This is a genomic window from Mangrovivirga cuniculi (genome assembly GCF_005166025.1).
In the GTDB taxonomy this organism is placed as follows: domain Bacteria; phylum Bacteroidota; class Bacteroidia; order Cytophagales; family Cyclobacteriaceae; genus Mangrovivirga; species Mangrovivirga cuniculi.
This window is the reverse complement of sequence record NZ_CP028923.1, coordinates 3,438,300-3,451,229: the sequence shown is the minus strand read 5'-3', so window position 1 is coordinate 3,451,229 and position 12,930 is coordinate 3,438,300. Positions and strand designations below refer to the sequence as shown.

Here is a 12,930-nt window from a genome sequence, read left to right as displayed (position 1 = left end):
AGTGAAAATATTAGTTCTCGATAATTACGATTCATTTACTTATAACCTGGTTCATATTCTTAGGGATCTTGGATATGAGAATAATACTGATGTGTTCAGAAATGATAAAATATCTCTGGAGGATGTCAGAAATTACGACAAGATTCTGATTTCACCAGGTCCCGGCCTTCCCTACGAAGCTGGAATTCTTCCGGATCTTCTTAAGGAATACGGGGCATCAAAAAGCATCTTTGGAGTATGTCTTGGATGCCAGGGAATAGCAGAGGCTTATGGTGGAAAACTATATAACCTCGATACTGTTATTCACGGTGTGGCAATGGATACTTATCTGAAAGATAAAAGTGAACCCATATTTAAGGACCTTCCCGACCGGTTTGTTACTACCAGGTATCACTCTTGGGCTGTGAACCCTGATTCACTGGAAAACTCACCAATAAAAATTACAGCTACAGATATTTCAGGAGTAATTATGGCGCTGAGCCATGAGACTCAGGATGTGAGAGGAGTGCAGTTTCACCCTGAATCAGTCATGACTCCTGAAGGAAGTAAAATGATCCAAAACTGGTTAAAAATCTGATAAAAATGAAAGAGATATTAAATACACTATTTGAATACAGGACATTGTCTGAGGGCCAGGCCAAGGAGGTTTTGATTAACCTGGCAAAGGGAGAATACAATGCTTCACAGATGGCTTCTTTTCTGACGGTCTATATGATGCGAAGTATCACCGTAGAAGAGTTAAGTGGATTTAGAAAAGCAATGATGGAATTATGCGTTCCGATAAACCTTGCTGAATTTGATCCGATAGACCTCTGTGGTACCGGGGGAGACGGTAAGAATACGTTCAATATTTCTACTTTGAGTTCTTTTGTTGTTGCCGGGGCAGGAGTGAAAGTTGCCAAGCATGGTAATAACGGGGTTTCTTCAGCCTGCGGTTCTTCAAATTTATTAGATCACCTGGGTTATGAGTTCACAAATGATGAATCCACGCTTAAAAAGCAGATCGACGAAGCAGGTATCTGCTTTCTTCATGCTCCTTTGTTCCACCCTGCAATGAAAAACGTTGCTCCGGTGAGAAAAGACTTAGGAGTAAAGACATTCTTTAATATGCTTGGACCGATGGTAAATCCTTCAAGCCCTAAAAAGCAGCTTACAGGAGTATTTAGCCTGGAGCTGGCAAGATTGTATGCTTATTTGTTTCAGCAAACGGATAAAGACTTTGTTGTCCTTCATGCATTAGATGGTTATGATGAAATTTCACTGACAGGTGATTTTAAAGCCATTACTAATACCGGTGAAAGTATTATCAGCCCGAAACAATTAGGATTGAACAAAGTTGATGCAAAGCAGATATATGGTGGAGAAACAGTTGAGACTTCTGCTAAGATTTTCATCGATATTCTTGAAGGAAATGGAACTGAGGCACAAAAAGAAGTCGTTTTAGCTAATTCTGCCATGGCCTTAAAATGTGCTGATGATAAACTATCCGATGCTGATGCTATTGGAAAAGCGAAAGAATCACTGGAATCCGGAAATGCTTATTCTGTACTAAAAAAACTGGTAGCCTGATGAATATACTCGATAGAATTATAGTTGATAAGAAAGAAGAGGTTAAAGAAAAGAAGGAGCTCATTCCGGTTAAAAAACTTGAAAAGAGCATCTGGTTTGAAACGATGCCTGTTTCAATGAGCCACTATATCAAAAGAGATGATAAAAGTGGGGTAATAGCAGAAATAAAGCGACGATCTCCAAGTAAAGGCGACATCAATAAATATATATCTGTAGAAGAAATCTCTATTGGATATATGCAGGCAGGAGCATCAGCTTTGTCAGTACTGACTGATCAGAAATATTTTGGAGGAACCAATGAGGATGTGATGACGGCAAGAAAATTTAATTACTGCCCGATTTTAAGAAAGGAATTCATTGTTGATGAATACCAGATTCTTGAAGCAAAATCGATTGGTGCGGATTGCATTTTGTTGATCGCCTCAGTTTTGGACCCTGAGACCATAAAGAAATTTACAGCTTTTGCTCACGATCTTGGCCTGGAAGTATTACTGGAAGTTCATGATAAAGATGAATTGACTTCAAATACAGATAGTGATGCTGATCTTTTTGGTGTTAACAACAGAAACTTAAAAACTTTTGATGTAAATCTTGAAAATTCAGTTGAACTACTATCGCTAATACCAGAAGGAAAACTAAAGATTGCAGAGAGCGGAATAGATCGTCCGGAAGACCTGGTTTACCTAAAAAATAATGGTTTTGACGGCTTCCTTATCGGTGAACGATTCATGCGATATTCCAGGCCTCATGAAGAAGCGGCTAAGTTTTTGGCTAAAGTAAAAGAGCTTGAAAATTTCTATCCGACGAACGCCTGAGATGAAAGATATAAAAGTAAAAGTTTGTGGGATGCGTGATCCTGAGAATATCGATCAGCTAATAAAGCTGGATGTCGATTTTATGGGGCTGATATTTTATCCGAAATCCTCACGGTTTGCGGGTGATGCCGACACAGACTTTACTCAGTTTGACGGAATAATTAAAACCGGTGTATTTGTTAATTTGGATCTGGAAGATATCCACAAGGCAATCAAAAAATATGATCTCAAAGCTGTGCAGCTACATGGCGATGAATCTCCTGAATTTGCACAAAAGATTAAGCAGGATGGGGTGAAAGTAATAAAGGCTTTTCCTGTAAGAACAAAAGAAGACCTGGAAAAAGCAGAGCAATTTAAAGATTCGGTGGACTTTTACCTCTTTGATACTAAGGGTGACAAACCCGGTGGAAACGGAATTGCTTTCGATTGGAGTATCCTGAATGGATTTGAATTTTCAAGGCCATTTTTTCTCGCTGGAGGAATAAATAAGGAAAACATTCACAATATCACCAAAATAAAAAACCCGGCTTTTTATGCTGTTGATCTCAATAGTGGTGTAGAGATTAAACCCGCTTTAAAAGATCTTAATGAAATTAAAATTATAAAAAATAAAATAGCTCAAATATGTCAAAGTACGCAGTAGATGAAAGAGGCTATTACGGAAAGTTCGGAGGAGCTTTCATACCTGAGATGCTATATCCCAATGTGGAAGAACTCAGGACTAATTATCTTGAAATAATCGATGATCCTGATTTTCAAAAGGAATTCAGGGCATTGCTAAAAGATTATGTGGGGAGACCTACACCTTTGTTTTTTGCAAAAAGGCTTTCCGAAAAATACGGAGCAAAAATATATCTTAAAAGAGAAGACCTATGCCATACCGGGGCTCACAAGGTAAATAATACCATTGGTCAGATTTTGCTGGCAAAAAGGTTAGGAAAGAAAAAGATCATTGCGGAAACCGGAGCTGGCCAGCATGGTGTGGCCACAGCTACCGTTTGTGCTCTGGCAGGATTAGAATGCAAAGTTTATATGGGTGCTGTCGATATGGAAAGGCAAAAGCCCAATGTAGAGAGGATGCGTATCCTTGGTGCAGAAGTGATCCCGGCAGAATCCGGCAGTCGAACCCTGAAAGATGCAACTAACGAGGCGATGCGTCACTGGATCAATAATCCTCAGGATACTCATTATATAATTGGTTCCGTTGTCGGACCTCACCCTTATCCGGATATGGTGACCCGATTTCAGGCTGTGATCAGCGAGGAGGTTAAAAAGCAATTAAAAGAAGTAGAAGGTAGAGAGAATCCGGATTATGTGGTGGCATGTGTTGGTGGAGGAAGTAATGCTGCAGGAATATATTACCACTATCTCGATAACCCAGAAGTGAAAATTATTGCTGCGGAAGCGGCAGGTAAAGGAGTTGAGTCAGGTGAAACCGCCGCAACGACTTTTAAAGGAACTCCGGGAGTATTGCATGGTAGTATGACACTATTGATGCAAACTGTCGATGGACAGGTTGTGGAGCCTTATAGTATTTCTGCTGGTCTGGATTACCCTGGAATAGGACCACTACATGCTCACTTGTTTGAAAGTGGAAGAGCACAGTTTATCGCCGTAGATGATGAGAACTCCATGAAAGCCGGTGTTGAATTAAGCCGACTTGAAGGAATAATCCCGGCAGTAGAATCTGCTCATGCATTTTCAGCCCTCGATCAACTGGATTTAAATGAAAGTGATGTAGTGGTTATAAATCTTTCCGGAAGAGGCGATAAAGATCTTCAAACATATATTAATTGGGGAAAATACTGATGATTATGGTTAAGAACAGGATAAATAAATTATTTGACAATAAATCTGAAAATGTCCTGACGGTATATTTTACTGCTGGTTACCCTGAGTTAGAGGATACGTTGGATATACTAGTTGAACTTGAAAAGTCTGGTGCAGACATGGTCGAAATTGGTATACCGTATTCTGACCCGGTAGCTGATGGACCTACAATACAGGAAAGCAATGGGGTAGCCCTGAATAACGGGATCAGCATGGAAAAGATCTTCAGTCAGTTGAAAGACATGAGACAAAAGGTTGATATTCCTGTTGTCCTCATGGGATATTTTAATCCGGTGCTACAATATGGCCTGCAGGATTTCTGTAAAAAGTGTAAGGAATGTGGAGTAGATGGAGTGATCATACCGGATCTTCCTATCCTCGAATATGTAGAGCAGTACAAAGATCTGTTTGATAGCTATGATCTGCACAATATGTATTTGATTACACCACAGACATCTGAAGAAAGAATCAGGATGATTGATGAAAATACTTCAGGCTTTATTTATATGGTCAGCAATAGTTCGATCACTGGAGCGAAGAAGGAGATTTCGGAAGAGCAACTGGAGTATTTCAACAGAATTAAGAGTATGAATCTGAGTAATCCGAGACTAATAGGTTTTGGAATCAGTGATAACAAGACTTATAGAACTGCTTCTGAATATTCATCAGGAGCGATTATCGGTAGTGCCTTCATTAAGGCATTAAAGGGATCTGAAAAGAATTCGATCGCAGATCGGGTTCATTCATTTATAAACATGGTGAAAGGAGAAGAGGTAAATCAATGATCATACAATTAGAAAATAATGCTTCTGAAGACCAGATATTGAAGGTCAAAGAAAGTCTTGAGGATATCGGTTATAAGGCCAATGAAGTTAATACTCAAAAGGGTAAATATCTTATAGGCATCGGTAAAAAAGATTTTGATATCCGGGCAATAGGCCAATTACCAGGGATTAAAGATATCCATATAGTTTCCGATGATTATAAACTGGTTTCTAATAAATGGAAAGTAAATCCCACTGTTATTGATCTTGGAAATGGAGTGATCATTGGTGGCGATGAGTTTGCAATTATGTCCGGGCCGTGTAGTATTGAAGGCGAGGAACAAATAGCCGATACGATTGATTTTCTTAAAAGCCAGGGTGTAAAGATTATGCGTGGAGGTGTTTATAAGCCCCGAAGTTCGCCATATTCATTCAGAGGTCTGGGTATTGATGGGCTTAAATTATGGTATAAAATGGCCAGAGAGGCGGGGCTCAAGATCATTACCGAAGTGATGCAGGTATCTCAGATAGAAGAAATGCATGATTACGTCGATATCTATCAGGTAGGAGCAAGAAATACTCAAAACTTCAATCTGTTAGATGAACTTGGGAAAGTAGACAAAGCAGTAATGATCAAACGAGGTATTTCGGGGACAATTGATGAATTATTGTATTCAGCTGAATATGTTTTTTCAGGTGGAAACGAAAAATTACTATTATGCGAGAGAGGTATAAGAACCTATGAAAAGGCATCGAGGAATACCTTTGATATCAATGCCATTCCGATCTTAAAGGAGAAGACACACCTGCCGGTGATAGCAGATCCGTCACATGGTATTGGTATAAGAAAACACGTTGGTGAAGTTGCTATGGCTTCTGTTATAGCAGGTGCTGATGGAGTGATATTTGAATCACATTCATGTCCTGAAAAAGCGTATAGCGATGGTCAGCAAACCCTTGATTTTAAAGAATCTGAAAAATTGATCAAGGCAATGAAGGAAACTCATAAATTAAGAAAGGCTTTTTACTAATATTAAAAACCTAACAGTTGTAAGGTTGTAGTCGTTTTGGTTGCATCGGATACTTTTTTTTTACTAATTTCACCATATAAGAATTTTAATGCTGTGAATTGTATCATAGTAAAATAAAATTCGTTCTTAAAACTAGACGACATTAGACAACATTAACCCTAAGGAATATGAGTACTGAATACGAAAAACACAGCGGTCTTCCAGTTATGAACCAGGATTACGAGGCTTATACTGAGGAAGATTTTAAGGTTTGGAAAATGCTTTTTGATAGACAGAAAGACAATATTCCTGTCTATGCTTCTGAAGAATACATCAGAGGATTGGAGTTGATCAAGTTTAAAGCTGAAGAGATTCCTGATATTAAGAAAACTAATGAGATATTAAAAGGAATAACCGGGTGGGAAATATTCATCGTTCCGGGACTGATCGACGATGATAAATTTTTCCAGTTGATGTCTAATAAAAAGTTCCCAAGCTCAACATGGTTAAGGAGCTTAGATCAGCTGGATTATCTTGAGGAACCTGATATGTTCCACGATATTTACGGTCACGTGCCATTACTTACTAATCAATCGTTTGTAGATTTTCTCCAGGATTTATCAAAACTTGGATTAAAGTATATCGATAATCCTCATGCAATTCACCTGTTATCAAGAGTCTACTGGTTTACAGTTGAGTTTGGATTAATTAGAGAAAATGGCGAGTTGAAAATCTACGGAGCCGGAATTCTTTCTTCAAAAGGTGAAACAGAATATGCTACTACTGATAAGCCAGAGCATATAGAATACGATGTAGATACTATGCTGGACACTTCTTATAGAAAAGACGTTTTCCAGACAAAGTATTTTATTATAGATAGTTATGAACAACTTTATAACTCTATCCCTGAAATTGACAGGCTTTTAGCTAAAAAAGTAGCAGAACATGAAGATTCTGCTGTTACAAAGTAGTTTTTATCTATTAAAACCAATAATTTTGAAAGCACCTTTAATAGAGGTGCTTTTAATTTTTAAAACAAATCGACCAAAGAGGTGAAAATGGTTTCTACGAATACCAATCAATTAATTAAATCATTGTTGCACAGTTACATTCTCGGAAACTGTCACCATCACCATCATTGTCATTGATCTATTCTTGTGGGTGTTGCCCTAAGAACAAATTTTATTAATTTTTTTACGATCAATTTTACCTGAATGGATATAGCAATAATTAAATATAACGCCGGAAATGTGCAGTCCGTAAAATACGCTCTGGATAGATTAGGCGTCAAGTACAGACTTACTGATAATGCTTCGGAGATCATGTCTGCAGATAAGGTGATCTTTCCCGGTGTGGGGGAGGCCAGTACAGCAATGAATTACTTAAAGGAAAACGGCCTTGATACGGTGTTAAGAAGTTTATCTCAACCTACATTAGGGGTGTGCCTGGGACTTCAGTTGATGTGTCGCCATACTGAAGAAAATGACACCGAATGCCTGGGTGTTTTTGATATAGACGTTAAACGTTTTAAGCCGGATCCAAATGCTGTCATATCATATAAAATCCCTCATATGGGTTGGAATAAAGTAGCTTACAAGGAAGGTCCGCTTTTCGATGGAATGGGTGCAGAACCTTATTTTTATTTTGTACATAGTTATTATGCTCCTTTATCAAAATATACCGTGGCATCGGCAAACTATATGCACGACTTCAGTGTTGTTATACAACGAAATAATTTTTATGCAATTCAGCCACACCCCGAAAAAAGTGCTGATGCAGGAAGTTTATTTTTGAAGAATTTTATTGAAAACATTAAATAAATGGAAACCAGATTAATACCGGCAATAGATATTATCGAAGGTAAGTGCGTCAGACTTACACAGGGAGATTATGGAAAGAAAACTGTCTATAATGAGGATCCGGTTGAAGTAGCCAGGGAGTTTTTAGATAATGGTCTGAAAAATCTTCACCTTGTAGATCTTGATGGTGCGAGAAATAAGCAGATTGTAAATCTCAAGGTTTTAGAAAAAATCGCTTCTCTGGACGGTCTCCATGTAGATTTCGGTGGAGGTATAAAACGTGATCAGGATGCTACAGATGCTTTTAATGCAGGTGCTGATCAGATCACAGGTGGTAGTATTGCTGCAAAAGAGCCAGAAACATTTTTACGATGGCTCGAAAAATATGGTTCTAAAAAAATAATTCTTGGTGCTGATGCTCGGGATAAAATGATCGCCACCAGTGGATGGGAAGAAAAATCTGAGCTGGAAGTCACTGATTTTATCAATGATTACGAAAAGAAAGGTGTGGAATATGTGATCTGCACAGACGTAGCTAAAGACGGCCTTCTTCAAGGGCCATCTTTTGATCTGTATAAAGAGATCATGACAAAAACTTCAAAGACTAGATTAATTGCCAGTGGAGGTGTCTCGGGAATAGATGATATCAAAGATCTGATAGCAATGGAAGTTGAAGGTATTATAATTGGAAAAGCAATTTATGAGAACAAAGTTTCTTTGAAGCAATTATCTCAAATAATATTAGAACAGAATGCTTAGTAAAAGAATTATTCCTTGTTTAGATATTAAAGATGGCAGAACTGTCAAGGGAATTAATTTCGTTGATCTTGTTGATGCCGGTGATCCTGTTGAACAGGCAGCTGTTTATGCTTCACAAGGTGCCGATGAACTTGTGTTTCTGGATATAACTGCCACTGTCGAAAAAAGAAAGACCCTGGTTGACCTTGTTAGGAAAGTGGGTAGCCAGGTTGATATTCCCTTCACCGTAGGTGGTGGAATTTCTTCCATTGAAGATGTTTCCGCTCTGCTTAATGCAGGTGCAGATAAAATATCTATAAACTCATCAGCAGTTAAAGATCCATCTTTGGTAGATAAATTAGCTCTTGAATTTGGAAGTCAGTGCATAGTAGTTGCTGTCGATACTCGATTTGTTGATGGAGAGCATATCGTCCATGTCAGAGGAGGCAGAACTCCAACAGAGAAAAGAACGTTTGAATGGGTCAAGGAAGTGTATGATCGTGGAGCAGGAGAGATATTGTTAACATCCATGGATCACGATGGGACTAAGCAGGGATTTGCATGTGAACTGATGAGAGAATTAAATGAAAAAGTAGATATTCCAATTATAGCCAGTGGTGGTGCAGGTAATATGGATCACTTTTATGATGTTTTTACTCATGGAAATGCTGACGCAGGACTGGCAGCCAGTATTTTTCACTTTCATGAGATAGGTATTCCGGAATTAAAAAGATATTTATTAGAAAAAGGACTAACGATCAGATTATAATGACTGATAAATTAAATATTGATCAACTTGATTTTGAAAAAGGTGATGGTTTGATCCCTGCAATCGTTCAGGATGTGACTACAAAAAGTGTACTCATGATGGGCTACATGAACAGGGAAGCGCTTGAAAAAACACTGGAATCGAATCTGGTGACTTTCTACAGCCGTTCGAAAGAAAGATTATGGACAAAAGGAGAGATAAGCGGAAACGTTTTAAACCTTGAATCAATAAGGCAGGATTGTGATGCAGATACACTACTTGTGTATGTGAAACCTGCCGGTCCGGCATGTCATACCGGTGCAGATACCTGTTTTGATGAATCAAATGAAGGGAGTATTCAGTTTATAGATCATTTGAAGAAAACTATAAAAGACCGTTACGAATCACCATCTGAAAAATCTTATACTTCATCTCTTTTTAAGAAGGGAATCAATAAAGTAGCCCAGAAAGTTGGTGAGGAAGCAGTAGAAATTGTCATTGAAGCAAAGGATGATAATAAAGAGTTGTTCCTCGGTGAAGCAGCTGATCTTTTATATCATTACCTGGTATTATTACAGGCAAAAGAAATTGATCTGGAAGAAGTAATTGAAGTTTTACAAAAGAGACATAAATAAAATATTATGAGTAATTCGATACAGGCAGCTCCGGCAGTGATGATGATCAGACCGGTAAGATTTGGAGCTAATCCTGAAACTGCCGAGTCAAATGCATTTCAGCAATCTGATGAGAATAGTGCGAGTGAATTAACCCAGCAAAATGCGATCAATGAGTTTGATGCATTTTATGATCTCTTAAAAGAAAATGGAATTGAGGTGGTAGTGGTGCAGGATACTGATGATCCTCATACACCGGATAGTATTTTTCCGAATAACTGGATATCGTTTCATGAGGGTAATATTGTAGTTAAATACCCTATGGAAGCTGAAAATCGACGTTTTGAAAGGAGGGAAGATATTGTAGACATTTTAAAGGAAGCTGGATATACTGTTTCTGATGTAAGGGATATTTCTGAACCCGAAAAGTCTGGTAAATATTTAGAAGGTACTGGTTCGATCGTTTTTGACTATGATAATAAACTGGCCTATGCGAATTTGTCGACTAGAACTGACGAAGAACTGTTAACGAATTTATGTGAGGAGCTTGGTTTTGAGCCTGTTATTTTTCATGCCTATGACCAGAAGTATGGAAAAGATGTTTATCATACAAATGTGGTAATGTGCCTTGCAGAGAATTTTGTGGTGATCTGCCTTGATGCGATTCCCGAAGAAGATCACGGTATGTTGCTCGATAAATTTGAACAGACCAATAAAAAGGTGATCGCTATCAGCTATGCCCAGATGAATAATTTCGCGGGTAATATGCTTGAAGTGATAAATAATGAAGGAGAATCATTTACAATCATGTCTAAAACGGCTTATGATTCATTACTGGAAGGTCAGATTAAGGAGATTGAAAAGCATTCAACAATCTTAACTCCTTCAATACCTACCATTGAAAAATACGGCGGGGGCAGTGTAAGATGCATGCTTGCCGGTGTCTGGCTCGAAAAGAATGCGAATTAACAACTTATATCGATAAGAAATTATTATTTTAACCCTGACAACAATAATACGTCAGGGTTTTTTTATGGAGAAATACGACTTATGTGTGATCGGTGCAGGCCCCTCGGGTTATGCTGCAGCTATGAGAGCACTTGATTATAATAAGAAAGTTTTATTGGTAGAAGGTAAAAAGCTCGGAGGTGCCGGCCTGTGGAATGGCGCGTTGAGTAGTAAAACATGGTGGGAGTTAAGTCGGCAGATTTCAACAGTCAGGCATCATTTGAATCTTCAGGGTAAAGATATGCCCAGAATCAGGTTTAAAGAAGTATTTAATGAGGTGCTTAATGCTACTAATATGAGACAGGCACAGTTGCTAAGCCAGATTCAATATGCCGGGAATACTGATTTTGATGAAAACATTACTTTTAAAGAAGGAAAAGCTTTTATAGATACTCCTCATACTGTTAAAATCACTAGTGAAGATAATTCAGAAGAAATAATAGAAACAGAACATATTATTATTGCCACCGGCAGTCGACCCAGGCAATTACCAGATATCAAAATAGATGAAGAATATATTCTCAGTAGTGACGGGATCGAACATCTTCGTGATTTCCCTAAAAGTATGGTAATTCTTGGTGCTGGTGTTATTGGATGTGAATATGCTACAGTATTTTCCAATTTTGGGTATACTAAAGTTCACCTGATCGATAAGGGTGACAGAATTCTTCCTTTTGAAGATCCGGATGTTGTTAATAGAATAGAAAACAATTTTGAGAAAAATAACGTCCTTATTCACAGGAAGTCCCGGTTGATAAGAATGGAAGTAGTAGACGATCGAGTGGAATATGAACTGGAGTATCACAACGGAAGAAAACAACTTTTCACTGTTGAAAAAGCCCTTGTTTCAGTTGGCAGGGTTCCGAATATCGAAAATTTATGGTCTGAAAATGTTCCGATAGAGCATGACAATCGGGGCATAATTAATGATGATACAAGAACCTCTGTACCCAATATCCATGCTGTTGGAGATATAACATCAGATATGGCATTAGTGAATATTGGTGAACTAGAAGGAAGACATGCGGTTGATCAGATTTATGGTAGCTCGAATAAGGAATTAAACTATAAAAACGTTAGTACTATAATGTTCTTAAATCCTGAAGTTGCCGGGGTGGGTCATAATGAACAGCAAGTAAAAGAAAAGGGTGTTGATTACAGGGTAGTAACACTAGATTATGAGTGCATACCAAGGGCAATAGCCCGTCAGCTCACCGATGGATTTATGAAAATCATTGTGACTGATGACCAGGATATGAAAATTTTAGGTATGCGGGTAGTTGGATTTTCAGCCTCTGCATCGATCGAGGCGATAGCCCTTTTAATTCATATGAACCAGGGAATAGAACAGATGGCAGAATTGGTACATCCACATCCAAGTATCACTGAGGGTATACAGGAATGTGCTCGAATTTTATGTGGAAAATCAATTTTAAAGCCACATTTGTTAAAGGAACATGTAACTTGTAAAGCCTGGAGATCAGGTGAATACGTAGATTTATTAAAGTTGAATCTTATAGAAGAATGAAAAGTAAAATACTTATTGGTTTAATTTTTTTTATGGGGATATTTTCTTCGAATGCTCAGTCTAAAGTTTCAAGCAGTTCTTATAATTTACTTCTTAAAACTATGTTGGATCATTCAGTTGAAGAGATTAATGTTGATGAAGCATTAAGAAGGCCTGATGCAGTTTTTCTGGATACCAGATCATTTGATGAATACGCAGTAAGTCATATCCCTGCCAGCAAGTGGGTAGGATTTGAAGAGTTTGATATCGAAAAAGTATCTGACCTGGAAAAGGGCACTCCAATAATTGTTTATTGTAGCATCGGTTATCGTTCTGAAAAAATAACTAAACAGTTGGTAGAATCAGGTTTTACTAATATTTATAATTTATACGGGGGAATTTTTGAATGGGTAAACAGGTCTTATCCCATTGTAGATAGTTATGGCAATCCAACAGATCAGGTCCATGCTTATAGCAGAAAGTGGGGAGTTTGGCTTTCCAGGGGTGAAAAGATCTATCAGTAGTTTT

Annotated in this window: 15 protein-coding genes; all 15 read left to right on the top strand. The window is 38.1% G+C overall.

Annotation, left to right across the window (positions count from 1 at the left end):
- Position 1: 1 nt before the first annotated feature.
- The 15 genes from DCC35_RS15195 (at position 2) to DCC35_RS15125 (ending at position 12,926) form a co-directional block, all read left to right on the top strand.
- Positions 2 to 577, top strand: coding sequence for an anthranilate synthase component II (locus tag DCC35_RS15195; protein WP_137091611.1), 576 nt, complete (start codon positions 2 to 4; stop codon positions 575 to 577).
- A gap of 5 nt (positions 578 to 582) precedes the next feature.
- Positions 583 to 1,569, top strand: coding sequence for an anthranilate phosphoribosyltransferase (gene trpD / locus DCC35_RS15190; protein ID WP_137091610.1), 987 nt, complete (start codon positions 583 to 585; stop codon positions 1,567 to 1,569).
- On the top strand, positions 1,569 to 2,384 hold the full coding sequence (gene trpC / locus DCC35_RS15185; RefSeq protein WP_137091609.1) for an indole-3-glycerol phosphate synthase TrpC: 816 nt from the start codon (positions 1,569 to 1,571) through the stop codon (positions 2,382 to 2,384). The genes trpD and trpC overlap by 1 nt, the downstream gene beginning before the upstream one ends.
- A gap of 1 nt (position 2,385) precedes the next feature.
- Positions 2,386 to 3,027 (top strand): phosphoribosylanthranilate isomerase, encoded by a 642-nt coding sequence (locus DCC35_RS15180; protein ID WP_137091608.1) that lies wholly within the window; start codon positions 2,386 to 2,388, stop codon positions 3,025 to 3,027.
- A complete protein-coding gene (trpB, locus tag DCC35_RS15175; RefSeq protein ID WP_137091607.1) occupies positions 3,009 to 4,193 on the top strand; it encodes a tryptophan synthase subunit beta in 1,185 nt (394 codons plus the stop codon). The genes DCC35_RS15180 and trpB overlap by 19 nt, the downstream gene beginning before the upstream one ends.
- A gap of 5 nt (positions 4,194 to 4,198) precedes the next feature.
- On the top strand, positions 4,199 to 4,999 hold the full coding sequence (gene trpA, locus DCC35_RS15170) for a tryptophan synthase subunit alpha (RefSeq protein WP_137091606.1): 801 nt from the start codon (positions 4,199 to 4,201) through the stop codon (positions 4,997 to 4,999).
- Positions 4,996 to 6,009, top strand: coding sequence for a 3-deoxy-7-phosphoheptulonate synthase (aroF, locus tag DCC35_RS15165; protein WP_137091605.1), 1,014 nt, complete (start codon positions 4,996 to 4,998; stop codon positions 6,007 to 6,009). Before trpA ends, aroF begins: the two co-directional genes overlap by 4 nt.
- 167 nt (positions 6,010 to 6,176) lie before the next feature.
- On the top strand, positions 6,177 to 6,959 hold the full coding sequence (locus DCC35_RS15160; RefSeq protein WP_137091604.1) for a phenylalanine 4-monooxygenase: 783 nt from the start codon (positions 6,177 to 6,179) through the stop codon (positions 6,957 to 6,959).
- Positions 6,960 to 7,202: 243 nt separating this feature from the next.
- A complete protein-coding gene (gene hisH, locus DCC35_RS15155; protein ID WP_137091603.1) occupies positions 7,203 to 7,808 on the top strand; it encodes an imidazole glycerol phosphate synthase subunit HisH in 606 nt (201 codons plus the stop codon).
- Entirely contained in the window at positions 7,809 to 8,546 is a 738-nt protein-coding gene (hisA, locus tag DCC35_RS15150; protein ID WP_137091602.1) for a 1-(5-phosphoribosyl)-5-[(5-phosphoribosylamino)methylideneamino]imidazole-4-carboxamide isomerase, read from the top strand.
- Positions 8,539 to 9,294, top strand: coding sequence for an imidazole glycerol phosphate synthase subunit HisF (hisF, locus tag DCC35_RS15145; protein ID WP_137091601.1), 756 nt, complete (start codon positions 8,539 to 8,541; stop codon positions 9,292 to 9,294). Before hisA ends, hisF begins: the two co-directional genes overlap by 8 nt.
- Positions 9,294 to 9,908, top strand: a complete 615-nt coding sequence (hisIE, locus tag DCC35_RS15140) for a bifunctional phosphoribosyl-AMP cyclohydrolase/phosphoribosyl-ATP diphosphatase HisIE (RefSeq protein ID WP_137091600.1) — start codon at positions 9,294 to 9,296, stop codon at positions 9,906 to 9,908. Before hisF ends, hisIE begins: the two co-directional genes overlap by 1 nt.
- Before the next feature lie 6 nt (positions 9,909 to 9,914).
- A complete protein-coding gene (gene ctlX, locus DCC35_RS15135; RefSeq protein ID WP_137091599.1) occupies positions 9,915 to 10,856 on the top strand; it encodes a citrulline utilization hydrolase CtlX in 942 nt (313 codons plus the stop codon).
- A 64-nt stretch (positions 10,857 to 10,920) separates the two neighbouring features.
- Positions 10,921 to 12,423: a dihydrolipoyl dehydrogenase family protein gene (locus tag DCC35_RS15130; protein WP_137091598.1), complete on the top strand. Its 1,503-nt coding sequence runs from the start codon at positions 10,921 to 10,923 to the stop codon at positions 12,421 to 12,423.
- Positions 12,420 to 12,926, top strand: coding sequence for a rhodanese-like domain-containing protein (locus DCC35_RS15125; protein ID WP_217495855.1), 507 nt, complete (start codon positions 12,420 to 12,422; stop codon positions 12,924 to 12,926). The genes DCC35_RS15130 and DCC35_RS15125 overlap by 4 nt, the downstream gene beginning before the upstream one ends.
- Positions 12,927 to 12,930: the final 4 nt, after the last annotated feature.